Annotated in this window: 15 protein-coding genes and 1 tRNA gene; 9 read left to right on the forward strand and 7 right to left on the reverse strand. The window is 43.4% G+C overall.

Annotated features, from left to right (window positions below; all coding sequences use genetic code 11):
* Position 1 precedes the first annotated feature (1 nt).
* Positions 2-5,089: an Ig-like domain-containing protein gene (locus tag BJP34_RS18240; RefSeq protein WP_070393574.1), complete on the reverse strand. Its 5,088-nt coding sequence runs from the start codon at positions 5,087-5,089 to the stop codon at positions 2-4.
* Positions 5,090-6,509: 1,420 nt separating this feature from the next.
* Here BJP34_RS18240 and BJP34_RS43620 point away from each other — a divergent pair.
* A complete protein-coding gene (locus BJP34_RS43620; protein ID WP_158517287.1) occupies positions 6,510-6,683 on the forward strand; it encodes a hypothetical protein in 174 nt (57 codons plus the stop codon).
* Between the two features lie 295 nt (positions 6,684-6,978).
* Here the strand turns inward: BJP34_RS43620 and BJP34_RS18245 are convergent, their stop codons facing one another.
* The 3 genes from BJP34_RS18245 to BJP34_RS18255 all read right to left on the reverse strand — a co-directional run bounded on the left by BJP34_RS18245 (position 6,979) and on the right by BJP34_RS18255 (position 11,010).
* Positions 6,979-8,589, reverse strand: coding sequence for an FG-GAP-like repeat-containing protein (locus tag BJP34_RS18245; RefSeq protein ID WP_070393575.1), 1,611 nt, complete (start codon positions 8,587-8,589; stop codon positions 6,979-6,981).
* Positions 8,590-8,763: 174 nt separating this feature from the next.
* Positions 8,764-8,913, reverse strand: a complete 150-nt coding sequence (locus tag BJP34_RS43625) for an alpha/beta hydrolase (protein WP_070393576.1) — start codon at positions 8,911-8,913, stop codon at positions 8,764-8,766.
* An 855-nt stretch (positions 8,914-9,768) separates the two neighbouring features.
* Positions 9,769-11,010, reverse strand: a complete 1,242-nt coding sequence (locus tag BJP34_RS18255) for a DUF3747 domain-containing protein (protein ID WP_070393577.1) — start codon at positions 11,008-11,010, stop codon at positions 9,769-9,771.
* A 271-nt stretch (positions 11,011-11,281) separates the two neighbouring features.
* Between BJP34_RS18255 and BJP34_RS43630 the strand changes: the two genes are divergently transcribed.
* From BJP34_RS43630 to BJP34_RS49050, 3 genes are all read left to right on the forward strand, one after another.
* Complete coding sequence (locus BJP34_RS43630) at positions 11,282-11,425, forward strand: hypothetical protein (protein WP_158517288.1); 144 nt, start codon at positions 11,282-11,284, stop codon at positions 11,423-11,425.
* Between the two features lie 160 nt (positions 11,426-11,585).
* Positions 11,586-12,356 (forward strand): hypothetical protein, encoded by a 771-nt coding sequence (locus BJP34_RS18260; protein WP_070396746.1) that lies wholly within the window; start codon positions 11,586-11,588, stop codon positions 12,354-12,356.
* A 355-nt stretch (positions 12,357-12,711) separates the two neighbouring features.
* Complete coding sequence (locus tag BJP34_RS49050) at positions 12,712-12,837, forward strand: hypothetical protein (RefSeq protein ID WP_267876302.1); 126 nt, start codon at positions 12,712-12,714, stop codon at positions 12,835-12,837.
* Positions 12,838-12,901: 64 nt separating this feature from the next.
* Here BJP34_RS49050 and BJP34_RS18265 read toward each other — a convergent pair whose 3' ends face one another.
* Positions 12,902-14,257, reverse strand: a complete 1,356-nt coding sequence (locus BJP34_RS18265; RefSeq protein ID WP_070393578.1) for an N-acetylmuramoyl-L-alanine amidase — start codon at positions 14,255-14,257, stop codon at positions 12,902-12,904.
* A 268-nt stretch (positions 14,258-14,525) separates the two neighbouring features.
* Between BJP34_RS18265 and BJP34_RS49055 the strand changes: the two genes are divergently transcribed.
* Positions 14,526-14,648, forward strand: a complete 123-nt coding sequence (locus BJP34_RS49055; RefSeq protein ID WP_267876303.1) for a hypothetical protein — start codon at positions 14,526-14,528, stop codon at positions 14,646-14,648.
* Between the two features lie 79 nt (positions 14,649-14,727).
* Positions 14,728-15,399 (forward strand): class I SAM-dependent methyltransferase, encoded by a 672-nt coding sequence (locus BJP34_RS18270; protein ID WP_070393579.1) that lies wholly within the window; start codon positions 14,728-14,730, stop codon positions 15,397-15,399.
* Positions 15,400-15,602: 203 nt separating this feature from the next.
* Here BJP34_RS18270 and BJP34_RS18275 read toward each other — a convergent pair whose 3' ends face one another.
* Positions 15,603-16,436 (reverse strand): rhodanese-related sulfurtransferase, encoded by an 834-nt coding sequence (locus BJP34_RS18275; RefSeq protein WP_070393580.1) that lies wholly within the window; start codon positions 16,434-16,436, stop codon positions 15,603-15,605.
* Positions 16,437-16,675: 239 nt separating this feature from the next.
* Between BJP34_RS18275 and BJP34_RS18280 the strand changes: the two genes are divergently transcribed.
* Both BJP34_RS18280 and BJP34_RS37140 read left to right on the forward strand, forming a co-directional pair.
* Positions 16,676-16,748, forward strand: a tRNA-Ala gene (locus BJP34_RS18280).
* On the forward strand, positions 16,719-16,973 hold the full coding sequence (locus BJP34_RS37140) for a hypothetical protein (protein ID WP_083305240.1): 255 nt from the start codon (positions 16,719-16,721) through the stop codon (positions 16,971-16,973). The genes BJP34_RS18280 and BJP34_RS37140 overlap by 30 nt, the downstream gene beginning before the upstream one ends.
* Positions 16,974-17,096: 123 nt before the next feature.
* Here the strand turns inward: BJP34_RS37140 and BJP34_RS18285 are convergent, their stop codons facing one another.
* Positions 17,097-17,846: a hypothetical protein gene (locus BJP34_RS18285; RefSeq protein ID WP_070393581.1), complete on the reverse strand. Its 750-nt coding sequence runs from the start codon at positions 17,844-17,846 to the stop codon at positions 17,097-17,099.
* 675 nt (positions 17,847-18,521) lie between these two features.
* Here BJP34_RS18285 and BJP34_RS43635 point away from each other — a divergent pair.
* The gene (locus BJP34_RS43635; protein ID WP_158517289.1) at positions 18,522-18,659 is read left to right on the forward strand and encodes a hypothetical protein; all 138 of its coding nucleotides are present in this window, start codon (positions 18,522-18,524) and stop codon (positions 18,657-18,659) included.
* The last annotated feature ends 682 nt before the right edge of the window (positions 18,660-19,341 follow it).

Raw genomic sequence — 19,341 nt, forward strand, 5'->3', positions numbered from 1 at the left:
ATCAGAAAATAACCTCTACCACCAAGTCGTCATAGTCTAAGTCACCACCACCAAAGGTATCCTCAAAGCTAAACTGATTGTCTCCTAGTAGGCGGACGTGATCAAATTGATCAGGGTTAGCGCTCAAGAAACTAAAGTAGGCATTGAGACCGGAACCCTGCTGATTCGTAGGATTCTGAGTCAGGAACTCTTCAACAGTGCCATTAGCAATTAGGAACGGAGCTAAAAGTACCCCACCGGATACCCCACTGGCTAAATCGATCTGGTTGGATACAGCAAGCTCTGCATAACCCGCATCACCGGGGTTGAGATTGCCAATTTTACCACTGGCATCATCAACCTGATAAAAGCCGAAGCTATTCTGAAACACAGCTTGACTACTAACCACAAACTCAGGTGTTACTGTTCCAGTCACATCGGTTAAATCCAGTAGCTCCACTTGCCCTTGAATCTGGGGACTTCCTATCCCTACAGTCGGAGTCAAAGCCGAAGCGTCTTGAACCGTTACTACTAAGTCATCAAAGTCTTGGTCATCAGCATCTTCAAAGTTTAATGTCAAGACTCCGTCAGTATTAGTCTGGGCTTGGATATGGTCTAAAGCATCGCTATTGAAGGAAGCATCACCGAAGAATACAGAAGCATTTTGTCCTGCTAGCACTGCCTCTCTGGTGCTATTTTGTACTAGATAAAATCCTAATTGATCGCCTACATCAAAATTATTAATCAGACGAGTAGTTTGACCACTATCTTCAGGATTCAACAGCACAGAAAAAATAGTCTGAGCATTAGATAGAGCCGCTTCCACATAGCCTTCCTGACCAGGAGCAATACCATTAACTGTACCTTGGTCATCATCCGTTACAAACACCCCAATTTCATTGACATTAGTAGCGTTTCCACTAATAAAGGTGAATAGGAGTTGAGCGTTGCCAGTGCTGTCACCAGTGATAGTAAACGTATTGTTGGCGTTCTGAGTCAGAGTAGAAGGAACAAAGGTATTATTGGCATTCTGAGTCAGAGTGGAAGGAAAAAAGGTAAAGATAGAGTTGACAGTAACATCAACAGTCGCTGTATCAAGGCCATCTTTGCCATCATATACCTGATAGATGAAGCTATCAGTCCCACTGAAACCTGGATTAGGAGTATAGGTAATAAAGTCATCATTGATATTATCCAAGGTACCGTTATTGTTAACCACAGCAGTACCATTAGAGGGAGCACTAACCACCACTAGACTTAGCAAATCCCCCTCAGGATCCGTGTCATTTTCCAGTACATCAATAGTGACTGCTACCTCTTGATCCGTAATCACAGTATCGTCTACAGCTTCTGGTGGATCATTGACAGGAGTCACATTCAAGTTAAGGGTTGCTGTATTGGTGCCACCGTTGCGATCGCTAATTAGATAAGTAAACTGGTCAGATCCGTTGTAATCGGGATTGGGAGTGTAAGTGATCAGGTCATCGGTTGGATCACTCGGCGTATTGTTGTCAATCACGAATGCCGTGCCATGGCTAGGATTACTGATAATTGCGAGAGTCAGCGGATCCCCATCCCGGTCAGAATCGTTATCTAGTACGTCAATGGTGACTGTTGTATCTTCAGTAGTAGTAGCCGTGTCGTCTATCGCTTCTGGTACGTCATTCACAGAAGTAACCTCAAGGTTAACCACAGCCGTAGCAGGAAACGTGACACCATCATTTAACCGATAAGCAAAACTATCCGAGCCATTGTAGCCAGGATTAGGAGTGTAAGTAATAAAATCATCGCTTACATCATCAGGAGTCCCATTATCATTCACCACCGCCGTGCCATCTCTGGGCTCGCTGACAATAGTCAAACTACTGTCTTGGTCAGGATCAGAATCATTTTCCAGTACATTAATGTTGACTGCCGTATCTTCAGTAGTAGTAACTGTATTATCATCTACAGCAAATGGCGAATCATTCACTGGAGTAACAGTTAAATTAACAATTGCTGTGGCAGGACGGTTGACACCATCATCTAATCGATAGGAAAAACTATCCGGTCCATTGTAGTCAGGATCGGAAATGTAGGTAATAAAGTCATCGCTGAGATTATCAGGAGTACCATTGTCATTCACCACAGCAGTGCCATGGTTGGGAGGCTTGACAACCGTCAGAATGCTATCGCCATCAGGATCAGTGTCGTTATTGATTACGTCGATATTAACTGGTATGTCTTCATCAGTAGTGACCGTATTGTCTAAAGCTATCGGTGGATAATTGACTGGATTAATCGTCAGGTTAACCGTTGCGGTGCCAATACCACCATTCCCATCATCTACCTGATACGTTAAGCTATCAGATCCATTAGCATTGAGATTGGGAGTGTAAGTAATAAAATCATCGGTGGGATTACTGGGAGTGCCATTGTCATTAACTACTGCAATCCCATTGCTTGGATTACTAACAATGGTTAGAGTCAGGGGATTTCCTTCCGCGTCAGAATCATTTGCCAGTACATTAAACGTAACTGCTGTATCTTCGTTAGTGATGACACTATCATCTACAGCTTCCGGTGCATCATTGACTGGATTAATAGTTAGATTAACCGTTGCGGTAGCAGGAGGGTTAACCCCATCATTTAATTGATAGGTAAAACTATCTGTTCCATTGTAGTTGAGATTCGGACTGTAGGTAATAAAATCATCCGTCAGATCACCAGGAGTGTTATTATTATTAACTACAGCAGTGCCATTACTGGGATTACTAACAACACTCAGACTACTATCTCCTTCAATATCCGAGTCATTGTCTAGTACATTAATGTTAACTGCTGTATCTTCATTAGTAGTGGCACTATCATTTTGGGCTTCTGGTGGCTCATTAAGAGGATTAATCGTGAGATTAACCGTAGCTGTGTCAATCCCACCATTCCCATCATCCACTTGATAGATTAAACTATCATTACCGTTAGTGTTAGGATTAGGAGTATAGGTGATAAAGTCATCAGTGCGATCGCCTTGAGTGCCATTGTTATTAACTACAGCATTACCATTACTGGGATTACCGACAATTGCCAAAGATAGGGAATCTCCGTCAATATCAATGTCATTACCTAAAACATTAATACTAACTGCTGTATCTTCATCAGTCGTAGCACTATCATCTCCAGCTTCCGGTGGATCATTAACAGGATTAATCGTGAGATTAACCGTAGCTGTGTCAATACCACCATTCCCATCATCCACTTGATAGCTGAAACTATCATTACCGTTAGTATTGGGATTAGGAGTATAGCTAATAAAGTCATCGGTCGGATTGCTGGGAGTGCCATTATTATTAACTACAGCACTACCATTACTGGGATTACTAACAATCGCGAGAGTCAGGGAATCTCCCTCAATATCCGAGTCATTCTCTAAAACATTAATACTAACTGCTGTATCTTCATCAGTCGTAGCACTATCATCTCCAGCTTCCAGTGCATCATTAACGGGATTAATAGTAAGATTAACCGTAGCTGTGTCAATACCACCATTCCCATCATTTACTTGATAAGTGAAACTGTCATTACCGTTAGTATTGGGATTAGGAGTATAGCTAATAAAGTCATCGTTCGGATTGCTGGGAGTGCCATTATTATTAACTACAGCACTACCATTACTGGGATTACTGACAATTACTAAATTTAGAGAGTCTCCGTCAATATCAATATCATTGTCTAAAACATTAATACTAACTTCTGTATCTTCATCAGTCGTAGCCGTATCATCTCCGGCTTCTGGTGGATCATTAACAGGATTAATCGTGAGATTAACCGTAGCTGTGTCAATACCACCATTCCCATCATCCACTTGATAGATTAAACTATCATTACCGTTAGTGTTAGGATTAGGAGTATAGGTGATAAAGTCATCGGTCGGATTGCTGGGAGTGCCATTATTATTAACTACAGCACTACCATTACTGGGATTACTAACAATCGCGAGAGTCAGGGAATCTCCCTCAATATCCGAGTCATTCTCTAAAACATTAATACTAACTTCTGTATCTTCATCAGTCGTAGCACTATCATCTCCAGCTTCCAGTGCATCACTAACGGGATTAATAGTAAGATTAACCGTAGCTGTGTCAATACCACCATTCCCATCATCCACTTGATAGGTGAAACTATCATTACCGTTAGTGTTGGGATTGGGAGTATAAGTAATAAAGTCATCGGTGGTATCCCCTTGAGTGCCATTATTATTAACTACAGCACTACCATTACTGGGATTACTGACAATTGTTAGACTCAGGGAATCTCCGTCAATATCAATGTCATTGTCTAAAACATTAATATTAACTGGGATATCTTCATTACTTATGGCACTATCATCTCCGGCTTCTGGTGCATCATTAACAGAAGTAACGGTAACGTTAACAGTAGCGGTGTCAGCAGGGTTAACCCCATCATTTAACTGATAAGTAAAACTGTCCGGTCCATTGTAGTTGGGATTCGGAGTGTAAGTAATAACGTCATCGGTTAGATCATCAGGGGTACCATTGTCATTTACTACTGCACTGCCATTACTAGGATCACTAATAACCGTTAGAGTGCTGTCTCCCTCAGTATCCGTGTCATTATCTAATACGTTAATGTTAACTGTTGTATCTTCAGTGGTAGTGGCAGTATCATCGACAGCTACCGGGAGTTCGTTGGTCAGGTTGAATTCAATATAGTCAAATCGGATGAATTCTTCACCATCAGCGGTACCTTTAACCTCGATCAAGTCTCCATTACGGATAAACGTGCTGGGGCTAATTTGTAAAGCGACGAAACTCAAGGCTTCGGGGATACCACTAGCAGTAGAGGTAGGATTATTAAGAGTGATGGTGGGAAAAACGGTACTGCCAATGGTGACATCGATTGAGCCTTCTCCATCTATTTCGTCAAAAGTACCAATAATTACTTCATAGGTACCAGTGGGTTGATTAAAGCTTGTGCTAGCAGTACCAGGGGGGAAAGCAGTATTATTAACCGCATCAAATAGAGTGATTACTGCGCCCCCGGAGGCATCAGGATTACTAGTAGTTACAAAGTTAGTTATACTAGAAAAATTTTCGGCTTCAATTCTCGTCATAGTGTTGTAGTCTCCAACCTTTATCTGTGTTTAAAGCTATGGTAATTTTATTTAGGAAGTTTATTTGGGCAGCAAGTAATACCCTAGCAAGTCGATATCCACTCAAACCCCATGATTCCGATACCCTTTACAGAGCCATGGGCAAGAGTAGAATACTATGCTAAACGTTCACCAAAGCACCGATTATTACAGCTAATGAAAAATCTCATAAATCTGCCGCTGTATTAGTTACACAGTTTTTAATTTCCGTGTTTTCAAACCTATCGCTGAGGACGTAGATGCTCCCCCAACATTATTTTGTTGAGATAGTCTGAGCACTATACTATAGTCTTCCACCAAGAGCTTTAGTTTTTGCGGTCAAACAATTCCTTTATTTATTGATGACATGAATTGGATACTATGTCACCATTAAATTTTGTAATTTTATCAAATCTTTATCCTATTGTTACTGATATGAGAATTGCTCAATATTTTCGATTACTAGAGAATAATTAATGCGTTCGCTTTTAGCGGAAGCAAAGCGGGTGCATCTCATATTTGAAAATCTTGCTAGTGGTGCTTTAGGGGGGCTCTCATTTTCCGCCTCGTAGCCAGGGTTTGGACAGTCCGCCCCGTAACGCACCACTGTGTCAAACAGCAAAAATGAGATGCACCCAAGCCAAGCTTCCGGAGCGCTGCGGTTAGGGAATAGGGAATAGGGAACAGGGAAAAAGAGCAAAGTGTCGGGAGATGGTCAGGGAGATGGGGATTTTAGATAAGCAACTGGCTTCCCAAGACCGTGCTAGCTCGCTGCATCCCTTCGTCCCTTTAATTTTTAAACACCATTACACCCATTCCTATAATTCTACGGGTATAAACAATCAATCCCCAAAATCTCCTTTATAGATACTTTATATAAGTCTTAAATTTGTGATCACAAAATACATATAATTATCCAGAAAATAACTAATATAAAAATATTGAGTTTATCTTTCATAGAAAACTAATCCATTAGGTTAACCAACCAGAGATTTTATTATAAGCATTACTTATACAAGAACTCTACTGTGATGATTATTTAATAACGCCTCCTACTACTTATAGGATTTGGATTGATAGCGCTTACAGTGATAGAATTTCGAATTCAGTCTTGAATAAGTTATGAACAAAAATTATTAATTTATAAATCTTGAAATTTTATAAATATTTAAAAGTGATGGCTATATAGCATGTCTATCTGGGTTGTAAACAAACTTCTTTCCCTAAAAGGCCATAGGCAATAGGCATGCTAGCAATAGGCATGCTAGCAAGAGTAACCCACCCCTACTGCTCCCAGGAGGGGAAAGAGATACGTAGTTTTATTTTATAAAAAAAAATACCTCCTACGTTTACATCTCAAATACAAACGCTATATAAGGTTTCTATAGCGTTTCTCATAGCTATGAGGTACACATTATTTTTTCCCTCTTCCCTCTTCCCTCTTCATTCTTCCCTGCTCCCTGCTCCCTGCTCCCTGCTCCCTGCTCCCTGCTCCCTAAAAACCAGAGATTTGTACCTCCTGGGTATAAGACTTGCTATATATATAAGCAATCAGCTAACGCCCTTAGCTCGTTAGCTGATTGTCCTTGGCTAAATACTTAGAGGTTGTCTGAGAAGTCTCATTTGCTACATCCAAGCCCCCGTTGGTCCCCATCTGTAAAAAAGCGAAGCATCCGCTAATTCCCCCCAGAATTGGGGGGTTAGGGGGGCGGGGGACTTTTAGAAACAAATTGACTCTTTTTCCCCCCAAGCGAGCAATCCCTCGCTTGGGGGGCTAGGGGGGCAAAATTTAGTATAAAAAAACTTGGGAGATATCCTCTTAGGTAATTTTAAATTAGGTAATTAAAATTTTGTATTTTAAATTACGTATTTCACACATAACTTTGCCAACTGGTATCGGTTAGTGGATCAAGCTTCTCCAGGCGATCGAACCCATTGGCATTCATCAGCCAGACACTATTTTGTCCATCGTCGAGATTGCGCCAGAGGATATCATCGAAACCATTATCATCGATGTCGAGGGTGCCATGGATTACCTCCTGACCACTACTGATTGGTGAGGAGATCAACACTGATTCAATGTACTGAGTCCCTTCCATCCTCCAATAGTAAATAGTTTGGTCTTGAGTATTGCGCCAAATAATATCCCCATCACCATCTCCATCCAAATCTCCCGCTGCCCTCATTTCCCAAATACTAGTGACTGCTTCCGATTGAATCAACACCTCCTCAGCCACAGTGGTGCCATTCATTAACCAGACTTTATTTTCCCCAGTGGAGGTATTGCGCCAGAGAATATCCTGTTGTTGATCACTGTTAAAATCTTCGGTGCCACGAATTTCCCAGTCCAGGTCTGGAGTTGGGGTTATGGACACTGAATTCTCAAACACCGATCCTGCCATCAACCAGATGCCAGTTTCACCAGTAGAGGTATTACGCCAGAGAATATCCTGTTGTTGATCACTGTTGAAATCCCCTGCACCCTGCATCTGCCAGGGACTGTCGGCTGGTTCTGTTGGAGAAGGAATTGTCACGGCTTGAGCTAAGTCGAGACCATCCATCAGCCAAGCACCATTGACTCCGGTCTCCTGATTACGCCAGAAAATAGTCACACTCTCGGTGATCGTGGATTGGTCATTGTCGGTAATGGTGAAAGTGGCACTGGGAGTCTGACCTAATTGATAGTTGGGACTATTCTCAAGGGTAATAATGACAGTTTCTTCCCCTTCTACTAGACCATCGGCGATTGGGGTAAGCTTGAGATCTACTGACTGCTGACCTTCTGGAATAGTAACGGTACCAGTTAGGATGGGCTTGTAATCTGAGGAGCTAGCGGTGCCACTGACCGTGTAAGTTACTTCTAGGCTTTGACTAATGTCTCCGGTGCGGCTGATGGTAATACCACCACTTTTTGGCACAGTTTCGGCTACTGTACCATCAGTAGGGATAATGGTCAGTTCAGGAACATTAATAACTGGATCAGCTAACGGTGCTGGTGTTATTTCAATAACGTCGATCCGTGCTAGTTCATCGGTTTGATTCCCCAAACTATCCGCCACGGCAGAGATTTCAATCTGATCCCCTGGAGCCAGTGTTACGTTTTCAAAGACCGGATTAGGATTGGATAAACCATCAAATATAGAACCAGTCAACCCGATATAATTACTAGAGCTGGGTATGTCTATGGGTGGATTGCCCTGTTCTCCGGGGTTTTTATTGAAAATATATCTACTAATTGGGATATTGTTGACACGAAGTGTCAGGGTAGATCGGCCATCTGCTTCATCAAAATGGGCAATATTAAAATTATAGTTACCAGCAGGACCGTCAGCTTCTGTCCAGGTTAAACGAATGAATCCTGGTTCAGTAGTATTGGTTTTGGAAATCTCGATAGCTTGGCCACCGGAAGCAATGTCACTCTCAAAAACTATGTAGTTCTCTAGACTCAGCCTAGTTGTGTCTTCTGCCTCAAATTTTGGCATAATTACTATTATCCTCTACTTTTTAGGGAATAGGGAACAGGGAATAGGGAACAGTAGAAAAGAGATCAGAGTAGTTTTTGGGGTTATGGAAAATCAGTATTGGAGTTTATAGTCTATAGCAAAGGGAGTAGGGATTAGGGGGGAGCATGTCACTTATGCAGAACATTTGTACGCTTATCTGGGTAATGGGTAATAGGTAATGGGTAATAGGTAATGGGTAATAGGTAATGGGTAATAGGTAATGGGTAATAGGTAATGGGTAATAGGTAATGGGTAATAGGTAATGGGTAATAGGTAATGGGTAATAGGTAATAGGGGGAGCATGTCACTTATGCAGAATATTTGTACATTATCTATAGCCCCCTCATGGGTTTAAGCTTGCTCTCATGGTACATAGTATTTTTGTTCTGCAACGCAAGACCTGCTCCCGGATTAGGGAGTAGTGAACAGCAGATATGGGTACAAAAATTATCACAATTACTACAGGAATTGCTAACTACAAATTCCTAGATTGGATCTGACAATTTTTGTAATCGAAATCTTGTTCACTTTCACTTAACTAAGTATATTGCTTATGATTCAACAATAGCTAAAATTAGATTTTTATAGTAAGTCTATGACTTGTTATTGATAAGCACAAATAACCATTACTATAGATGACATAATTATGAGTAAATGTCACTATAAAATTACTTACTTTATTAAATCTTTACAGTTTTTTTTCCGGATTCTTTAATAGTCTTCACGTTTAGATCTCTCGTTTAGATCTCTATAGGTTGGTGACAAGAGAAGGAAAACGCCCAAGAGGCAGAGTTCAGGAAGGTAGCAAAACACTATAGACTTTACGGCAGTGTTCAATTGAGTTTTTGTTAAATCCCAGACTACCGGAATTGATATCTATAAATTCTCATATCTATGAGGTACACAATTTATAGATTTTAGGGAATATCGGATCTGGAAACAGGTAAATTTTAATAGCGATTTGCTAGATCAAGACAGGGAATCAACGTCGATGACAAATGTACCTCATAACTGCGAAAAACGCTAGAATGGGCTGATGTAAGCTATCAGCTATGACCTATCAGCTAATGCCCGTAGCGCATTAGCTGATACCTTACGTTGTTTACTTGATCTTGTGAGCAACAGGCGTTTCTTGCTGCCTTCTTAAAGGCTAATGTCCTACTGATTCTGAGTAATGGGCTGCTGCACACAGTTGAGCATACGCAGAGTAGCAGCAGCGGCATAGTTCCGGCGTGCTTCAGAATTGGGGAAGAAAGCGTTACCCCTTTCGTTTAGGGGAGATGCCACTTGGCAGTAGCCAGACATTTCAGAAATCAGAGCGACAGCCCAGTGACCTTCAGTGTCGGAAAATTGTGTGACTGACCCATTAGAAACGAGTACCCCTGGCTGCCCTTGGAGGCTTTTGGCAAATTCAGCAGCTTTTTTTTGTACTGCCATCAATTCGGCGCGAGTTACGGACTTATTTGGTCGAAAGGTGCCATCAGGATAGCCACTAACAATGTTGTTGTCCCTCGCCCATTGAATTTTGGCAGCACTCCAGCGCCCAGCCTCAACATCCTGATAGGGCCGCCCTGAGGCTTGAGTGGGGACAGTAATATTAGCACCTGGCAGTTTACCTAAGCCTTCAATTACCATAGACACGAGTTGTTCTCTGGTTAGAAACCCTTGAGGTCTGAAGGTATTGTCCTGAAATCCAGCAATAAATCCCATTGCTACAGCTTTTTCAATTTCTGAGGCATAGACATCATTAGTAATATCCCGAAATTTAGAAGTTTCCCGTGGCGGAAGTGGGGGAAGGTCGGATGGATCACTACTTCCTGTGTTACCTAGGGGTGAATTAGTAGCAAGGTAGACGTGACCTAGCTCTTTGCCATTGAACATTCTCTTGGCAAATTCCCAACCGGGCTGCAGAAAAATTTTCATAAAGCCCTGGCTAATACCACCAGTTCTGCCGATGATGACTTCAGGAGCTTTACGATCAAGACGGTGCTTACCCACTAGCAACAGTTCACCATTACGCTCAACAATGCTGAGGATGTAATCGAGTCCTAGATCTTCACCAGCCATGCGCATGGAATAGCCATTGCTATCAGTACTGCGTCCGCAAATGCCAGTAAAGTCAAAGTTCAACAGCAGTGGGTCTACGATCACTGGGTTAGTACCACTTTCGCTCCAACAGGCTCGCTTGTTGGATTTTTGTTCTATGATCAGCAGTTGATGAGAATTTGCCCCAAAGGGTTGAGCTACAGCAATAAACTTGCCTTGTTCAACTTGTTTTTGCTCGAAGGTAGCGGCGGAGGTTTGGTTGCCAAGACTGATTGCTGAGAAGGCAGTGGCTAGGGCAACGGTGGCGAAGGTGGCTAGTTTTTGTGGTAATTTTTGTCTTAAAGAATTTTTCATGCTACTTACCTCTCTCTTTCAGCATCTGTACTGAGCTTTTAAGATTTGTCAATTTTAAGACAACTGCTTCAAGCTATAATGATTAACTTTTAGATTAAATGTTTCTGGTTCTAATTGTTTAAGTTTTATTTTTGATTCATGAAATTTGAGCAAAAGTAGCTAAGGATACATAAGCTATCAGCGTGTCGCGTATCAGCTATCAGCTATTAGGCGCTTTCACTGCACGGGGTCGGATGAGTAAAAGGAGCAGGGTGCATCTCCTAAAAACTGTTTGACCTGGTGGGTGGAATGGGCATCAAGCGTGGAACGGGCATCTTGCCAGTTTCATCCCCAGGCGGATTGTCCCAACACTGGCTACCGAGAAAATGAGGGTGAGTCCGTCCCTGAAGCAGCACTAGCAACTACCTACCGTTGATTAGCTGACGGCTGACAGCTGACGGCTGATATGCGCGTAGCGCATATGCTTACCTAAATATCAGTGTGAAGCTGACGAAACTATCACAAGGTTTTCGAGCCTGAGGGTGATCTCTAAGCATGATGGGATCAAGGCTAAAAATCCGTCGGAGGTCGCTAGGATGTTATTTAATATTGCTGGTGTAGGGACTGGGTTAGGAATTCTAACCCTATTGGTGTTTGGGCTGTTGCAATGGTTGCACATCAGTACTGGTCATTTCCTAGATTGGGTGATTGGTGTGGCTAGCTTTTGGTGGCTGTTGGTGATTGTGACAGTTCCGTGGAATGTCCACTTAGAAGCTAGGGAAGTTTTAGCAGAGGGGTCGGCTTCCAGGGCAAATGAGATTGCGGTTGACCCGAAGCAATTAAACTACGTGGAAATGATAGCTAAGCGATCGCTAACCGTTGCAATCGCCCTTCACGTTTTATCTGCTGTGGGTTTGTACATCCTTGCTGCTACTGGGATTAGTGCTGTGGGCTACGTCAGTTCGGGAGCAGCTTTGCTTTTAACTGCTTTGCGTCCAGCGGTACGTTTTTACCAGTATTTAGCAGCCCGATTAAGAATGATCCGGCAAGAGTTTACCTATCCTCGCCGAGATGTAATGGAACTACGGAATCGTTTTGAAGCTCTCGAAAGAACTGTCAAAGGTCTACAAGAGCAACTAGACCCACAAGAACCTTACTCTTGGGTGGCAACCCATCAGCGTTACTGGGAAGAGACTCGCAAAGGCTTAGCCCAACTTGAAGCATCAATGGCACAACTGGAAGCTAATAACAATGCGGAACACCAGCGTTTAGCTCGGGATTATGAAAATGCGATCGCACAATTAACTACAGATAGTGAATTCCTCGACCATGTCCGAGAAATTATTCGGTTTTTCAAGACAGCTTAGCTGTCCGGCAAAAGAAGCCCCACACCTAATGCGCATTAGGTGTGGGGCTTCTTTTGCACAAGATAATGTAATAGGGGAACAATTACGATTTGATATTGTCTATAATAAAGGAAGTAGGAAAGACAAATTAAGAGCTAACCGCCACCTACTAACTGAAAAACATAATTTTTTTGTATTGTTCCGGTGGGTCGGGGCATCCCGGAGACGAAACCTTAGAAGAGTGGAGCCTTAATCATAAAGTTTTAACCAAAGGTGCGCTTTCCGTTGGCGAATTAAATTCGCCACGGGTCGCACCTCTTTTATGCATGGCCTGCTAACCATAAAGGCTCCACTCTTCTTGCGGTAACTTCTGACCGTGTCGTCAATAAAGCAAGCCTACGTATCCGTTCGCGCAGCGTCGGCGAAAGCCGATACCGTTGGGTGGAGTTGGCAAGAAGCCCACACTGTAATCTCTGATGAGCGTGTGGGAGTATGTCACTAGTTAAAGAGTTGCTTGAGTTGGAATCAGGAATCAGGAATCGGGAATCGGGAATCGAGAATCGGGATCAAAGCAGGTTAGATGATTCATATAAACGTCTGACAACGGCGATAATTCGCTTGCCGTAATCTAAGTCAGCTGACCAGCGCCCACTGAGCTGTTCCACTAAGGGAGCAATCCCTCGGGTAACGAAGCGAAACCGGGGATCGACCAAGGGTTGGACTAGGGGTTCCTGACTGGCGTAGGCTTTCAAGTGTTGGATATGAGCACGGACTCCAATTCTAGCGCTAGGAAAAGTCGCTTCTTCGTCACTAGTCACTGCTCCCAAACCACCAAAATTATTTTGCTCAGGTCTAAGGCGATCGCTAAAGCGTAGGAAGTTAGTTTCTACACAAGCTTGGGCAAAGGCAATGTCATAGTTGACTCCCTCCACTGAGGCTTCTTCTCGATAGAGCCTAGGTAGGTCAGGAAACTGAGTCAGGCCGTTCTGATTATTGTTTTTAAGAAATATCTGTAACTGGACTTCGGAGGTGCTACCATGACCCATAATCCGGTCAATCAGACCTGGACAGACTTTCTGGGAAATTGAGCGCAAAATCACAGTGCGGGTGGCAGCATCCCAACCGACGAAGATGTTATAATCTCTTAGTTCAATGGCTTTAACATACACGACTCCCCGATATTGCACACGACGGACATTGTCAGCGGTGGTCAAATCGACTCCTAGGCGATCGGCTAGGTCAATGGGAATGTAAGAATTGCTATTGATTAGAACACCTCGATCATCGTAAGTCTGATTATTGATTTTAATATCAATGATCGGATAAACGGGATTGAATTGATCGGGTGGCTGTTCACCAGAAATCAAACTACTCCATTGGGCCAGTCCATCAACTATGCCTAGGGCCATGTCACGACGTCGATTCTGGAGCAGAGCACGGTCTTGGGGATTAGTCAGAAAGCCAACTTCGAGCAGTAGGGAGGGCAGGATAACATCACGGCAAAAGGCAAGACGCCCAACACCTGAGTCCGTATCGGGTTTTGCTCCTCGATTGGGTAGTTCAGGAAGGCGTGTGATCAAATAGCGCAGCATTAGTTCACCATGCTTCTTGCGCTCAGTGTTATTGAAAATGTAGAAGGCAGAGGCACCTCGGAGGTTAGGATTAGAGAAGGCGTCAGCATGAATCTCTAGCGCTACATCACCAAAACGAGCACGGTCATTAATCCATTGAATTGTCTGCCTTAAACTTAATTGATCAGGAACAGATAATACTTCATACCCACGCGATCGCAATTCTGGCACCACTATATCTCGCAGCCGAATCATTTCTTCGGCTTCTGTTGTCCCACCGGCAATCGCCCCTGGGTCACGACCACCGCTTTCCATGCCACCGTGACCTGCTGAAATAAATATACGTCCCATGTCTTGCTTTTTGCCCTCAGCCCTTAATTGAGCACTTGCTTTTTCCAGGATAAGGATTTACTTTCCCTATGGCTAGGGGAAGTTCGACTGTACAAATCATCCCACCAATAGGGAACAGCAAGGAATAACCAAAGCAACATAGACTGATGAAAAATTAACGATGAATACTATCATTTAGCGAAGGGAGTAGGGAGTAGGGAGTAGGGAGTAGGGTTAATACCGAGTTGCATTCAAAGAGAGTAGATTGGTTGGATAGGGAGATAGGGAGATGGGGAGATGGGGAGATGGAGAGATGGGGAGATGGGGAGATAGGGAGATAGGGAGATTGGCGGAAGAGAAAGTTGTACCTTTGAGGGCAACTTGGTATAAGAAACTTGAAGGTAACTCATAAGTATGATTAACGCTATAGATTGAGCAACCTCTGGAAAATAATAGCTTTGAGCAAACTAAATATCAATGGCTAACTATCAATGGCTAATCAAACCTTTGGACTAGACAAGCAGCTTAACGACTACTTAAAATCTGTTTCTGTAAGAGAGCCAGACGTTTTGACCCAGCTGAGGGTCGAAACAGCAGAGCATTCCATGGCTAGGATGCAAATAGCTCCTGAACAGGGGCAGTTTATGGCCTTACTAGTGCAGTTGATGGGAGCTAAGAAAACTCTAGAGGTGGGGGTATTTACGGGCTATAGTGCTTTAGCTGTAGCCTTAGCTTTGCCAGCAGAGGGAAAGGTGGTTGCTTGTGATATCAGTGAGAAGTATACTGCGATCGCACGTCGCTATTGGCAAAAAGCTGGAGTAGCTGACAAAATTGACTTGCAAATTGCCCCAGCACTGGACACTCTGGATCGGTTGGTGGAAGAAGGACAAGCAGGTACGTTTGATTTTGCTTTCATTGATGCTGATAAACGGAACTACGAAAACTACTACGAGCAAGCACTGAAACTGGTGCGTATAGGTGGACTAATTGCTGTGGATAATGTCCTTTGGTCGGGGCGAGTAGCCGATCCTGAGGTAGTCGATAACAGAACTGAAGCAATTCGAGCATTTAATCAAAAGCTCTCTCAAGACCAACGGGTAACCCTTAGTTTGGTACCGATTGCTGATGGATTGACTCTAGCGCTAAAAAAGTCAGAAGTATGAAGTCAGAAGTATGAAGGTAAGCATATGCGCGAAGCGCACGCGTGCGCGGTCAGCGATTAGCGCTACAGATGGTGCTACAGATGGTGCTTTTGAAGCAAACAGGTAAGCATTGGTTTAATTTCTGTTACGTCAGCTGACGGCTGACGGCTGACGGCTGACGGCTGACGGCTGACCACTGACCACTGAGCGCTGAGCGCTGACGTTTATGCTTCATTGGTGAAATCATCAAAACAGTAAGGGCAAGAAACACCTTTGATATATTTAGGAGAATTGAGATCAGCTTGGGAAATTGGATTGCCACAACCGTAGCACATATGGTGGGTTCCAGCTTCCAACCTGTGCTTGAGAGCAATTCGTTGATCGAAAACAAAGCACTCCCCTTCCCATAAACTTTCGTCTTCTGGGACTTGTTCTAAATACTTGAGAATGCCACCTTTGAGATGATAGACCTGTTTAAACCCCTGACTCAACATAAACGATGAGGCTTTTTCACAGCGAATACCCCCTGTACAAAACAGGGCTACTTTTTTGTCTTTGGTGGAATCGAGGTGATGGCGAACATAATCAGGGAATTGTCGGAATGAGTCAGTATGGGGATTTTGGGCACCTTTGAAGCTTCCGATAGTTACTTCATAGGTATTGCGGGTGTCAATCAGGACTACGTCTGGATCGGAAATTAGAGCATTCCAGTCCTGGGGATTAACATAGGTACCTACCTGCTGATTGGGGTCAACCTCTGGCAAACCGATGGTGACAATTTCTTTCTTTAACCGGACTTTCAGGCGGTTGAATGGGGGGGAGTCGGTGTAGGATTCTTTATGCTCTAAGTCGGCCAGACGGGGATCGGAACGGAGAAACGCTAGGACTGAATCAATGGCTTGACGGGAGCCTGCGATGGTGCTGTTAATGCCTTCTGCTGCGAGGAGAATCGTTCCTGTGATGCCTTGAGCTTGACAATGAGCTAGTAAGGAGGGTCGTTTATCGGCAAAGTCTGGCAATCTGACAAATTTGTAAAATGTTGCTACTACCTGGGTCATGATCCGGTTAAGGGGTGAAAATAGTGCTGAGTTTTGAGTCCTGAGTCGGAAAGTGCCTCACTATTTACTATAGTGACGTATGGTAAGACCCCGCATTAACCTGCTATGGTAATAGTACTGTTGCGATGTCTATGGGAAAATTTTTTGGCTATCTTGCTTGACTTTCCACTTGGATGTTGTATAATAACAAAAGTGCAGTTGATTAACTAAGCTTGATTTAGCTTGAGTGGTCATTGCCTGGGGGTATAGCTCAGTTGGTAGAGCGCCTGCTTTGCAAGCAGGATGTCAGCGGTTCGAGTCCGCTTACCTCCACTAACTATAGGTATTTACAGATTTACGGCGAGGGTTCAACAAGCCCAACTTCTAGAAGCCATAGAAGCCCCTATGGATGATAGCGGCTTGTGGAATAGTTCCAAGGTAGCTGATTGGATGAGTCGATTGCTCGGTGGTTGGGTTGCGCCCCAACGAGGTTGGGAAGATCTTAAGCAGATGGAGTTTCGGCTGCGCCTGCCCCGTCGCGACCATCAGCCAGCTTGAGCCCATCAAGCAAGAAGCCTGGAAAAAAAACTGGCTGAGGGAGTAGAGGAGTTACAGCAGCACCCGGGGGCAGAGATTGAGCAGTACTTTGCTAGTCTTCTAACTCACAAGACACTGGTCTGATCAGGAAATACCTAAGGTATTTTTGATAGTCTCTAGATCACTAGCCGACAGATTAGGAAACTCCCAAATAAACAACCCACCTATATCATATTTTGTAACTTGCTCAAGAAAATAATTTAAGTTTTCCTGATTGAGACCAGCTGGCGTGAGGGCCAAAATAACCTTTTTATTGCTATCATTTCCTAGATTTTCGATAGTTCTCTCGATCGCCGGTCCAACATTATTCTGAATGTCAGGCATAGGCCACATTGCGTCAGCGTAACACATCAGAATAAAACGATCACACAGACCAGTAGCGCCAATTTTTTGAACATTTTGATTTATTTGCTTACCCTCATCACTTTGGTCTGGGTTGTTATAGTTCCAACCTGCCAAAAATGTGTAACTACTTTCTTTTGGCTTCAAGGATTCCATAGTGTTAATGATCATATCAGTGTTCATCTGACACTCATCATCAAAATCTACTCCATCCCACCCACTAGAATTCGTTGCAGATATAATATCGTTTACATTTTGATCACTGTCAGGCATACCGTTTGGAGTACATGCTTGACCTCCATAAGTCCATAGCACTTTTCCTGGGATTGCGGGAGGAGGTGTATCTGTTGGACTCCAACCTGGCTGACTAGGAGTTCCAGATGTTAAACCATTGAGATTAGTGATCATGCCATACATGGTGTAAGCAAAGCTCTCGTCGGGTGGTTGATTTGAAGTTGATTGAGTCCATCCTCCGATTACGTAATTACTCATTTGATGCTCCTAATTGAGTGTTTTTTCAGCTTGCACGCTGATTATATGGCACTTCTCAGAGCTGATTTGTAAATAAAAGCTTAAGACGCTAATCGGCGAGTTATTAAACGAATAAGCGAGCCATTTTTCATCGCTTCGCGCTTTGGTCGTGTACAACTCATAATCCGTGACTCTTACCCCGAAATCCGTTGAGCCAACCAAACGTCAGTTCGACAATCCATCGCGCAAGGTAGAATCTCAAATTCCTTTGATGTTCGATCAATCACTTCCACTCGCACATGCTCCCGATTTTCTTGTTGGACTGCATGAGCAAAGTTCTTGCCCGAATCATCGATCTGCGACCCAAATCACTTCTAATTGCCTGAGATCAGCCGATTGCTAACCGAACCTTTGAGAACATCCAGGAGTTAGAGCAACTTCTATGTGTTCGCGATGTGTTCGCGAAGCGTCGGCTTTACCAAAAAATTTGGGTAATCGCGCCCCGTCCTTATAGAAACCTTATAATAAAGAAGCCTTAATTAATAATTTTTAACCCTTCTGCTCATAGCCTGCCCCCTTTAAAGGCTTCTTTATTACGGTAACTTCTAGGGACGGCTTTTTGGGAAATTAAGACTTGACGGTTTGCTCGCATCGTGTTAATTTAAAAAAATTAATGATATAGCGTTTCTAGGACTCATGAGGTACACATTATTTTTTACCTCTTCCCTCTTCCCTTTTCCCTCTTCCCTGCTCCGTTCGCGTAGCGTGGCCTACGGCCTCAGTCCCTGCTCCCTGCTCCCTAAAAACCAGAAATTTGTACCTCACAATTCATAGAATTGCTATATAGATAAGCATGATATTAAAATAAGTAGATGATGTAAAAAATAAGCTAAGATATCAGCTTATTGCATAATCAAATCTAACCATTTGGATATCTACGAAAACATAATATCAATAAAAAGTTTATCTAACTTGTTAACTAGATTAGGTACGGTGGGGTTAGAAGTTACCGTAAGAATAGTAGAGCCTTTATAGTTAGTCGGCGCTTGTGTAAAAAGTTTTAACCTTTCTTGATGCAGCGCGGTCATGGGGGAAACCCCCTGTTCCCTTGCTGCATCGCTTTTGATTAAGGCTCCACTATTCTAAGGTTTCGTTTCCGGCACACCGAAACCTGGGTCATAGACCAAGTACGCTTGTGGAGATGAGACCTCTATTTTTTCTGGCTCCGGCAAGGGATAACAAGTCACCAAGGCCGTAGGCCACGCTACGCGAATGTAGAAGCAAGAATCCCCTTCCTTCCAGGGCGGGGAGTGTCAACTAATCGCTGTTGCGTAATGCTCAAACAGCCTGAGTTGATCCGGGGACTAAGCCATTTTCAGGCTTTGGCAGGATGCAAATGCTTAACAGTAACTATTTAGCCGGATTTCATATTAACTGTTCCCGTAGCGTGACCATTAGCCTTGGGCTTGGCCATAGGCCAAGGCTAATGGCTGATAGCTGATACGCGACACGCTGA

This window comes from Moorena producens PAL-8-15-08-1, assembly GCF_001767235.1.
Lineage (GTDB): Bacteria > Cyanobacteriota > Cyanobacteriia > Cyanobacteriales > Coleofasciculaceae > Moorena > Moorena producens_A.

What these genes read in the sequence shown, in the direction of transcription:
- BJP34_RS18240 (WP_070393574.1), bottom strand. Translation starts at nt 5,089, where the DNA reads ATGACGAGAATTGAAGCCGAAAATTTTTCTAGTATAACTAACTTTGTA.
- BJP34_RS43620 (WP_158517287.1), top strand. Translation starts at nt 6,510, where the DNA reads ATGAGGTACACATTATTTTTTCCCTCTTCCCTCTTCCCTCTTCATTCT.
- BJP34_RS18245 (WP_070393575.1), bottom strand. Translation starts at nt 8,589, where the DNA reads ATGCCAAAATTTGAGGCAGAAGACACAACTAGGCTGAGTCTAGAGAAC.
- BJP34_RS43625 (WP_070393576.1), bottom strand. Translation starts at nt 8,913, where the DNA reads ATGCTCCCCCTATTACCTATTACCCATTACCTATTACCCATTACCTAT.
- BJP34_RS18255 (WP_070393577.1), bottom strand. Translation starts at nt 11,010, where the DNA reads ATGAAAAATTCTTTAAGACAAAAATTACCACAAAAACTAGCCACCTTC.
- BJP34_RS18260 (WP_070396746.1), top strand. Translation starts at nt 11,586, where the DNA reads ATGTTATTTAATATTGCTGGTGTAGGGACTGGGTTAGGAATTCTAACC.
- BJP34_RS18265 (WP_070393578.1), bottom strand. Translation starts at nt 14,257, where the DNA reads ATGGGACGTATATTTATTTCAGCAGGTCACGGTGGCATGGAAAGCGGT.
- BJP34_RS49055 (WP_267876303.1), top strand. Translation starts at nt 14,526, where the DNA reads ATGGGGAGATGGGGAGATGGAGAGATGGGGAGATGGGGAGATAGGGAG.
- BJP34_RS18270 (WP_070393579.1), top strand. Translation starts at nt 14,728, where the DNA reads ATGGCTAATCAAACCTTTGGACTAGACAAGCAGCTTAACGACTACTTA.
- BJP34_RS18275 (WP_070393580.1), bottom strand. Translation starts at nt 16,436, where the DNA reads ATGACCCAGGTAGTAGCAACATTTTACAAATTTGTCAGATTGCCAGAC.
- BJP34_RS37140 (WP_083305240.1), top strand. Translation starts at nt 16,719, where the DNA reads ATGTCAGCGGTTCGAGTCCGCTTACCTCCACTAACTATAGGTATTTAC.
- BJP34_RS18285 (WP_070393581.1), bottom strand. Translation starts at nt 17,846, where the DNA reads ATGAGTAATTACGTAATCGGAGGATGGACTCAATCAACTTCAAATCAA.
- BJP34_RS43635 (WP_158517289.1), top strand. Translation starts at nt 18,522, where the DNA reads ATGAGGTACACATTATTTTTTACCTCTTCCCTCTTCCCTTTTCCCTCT.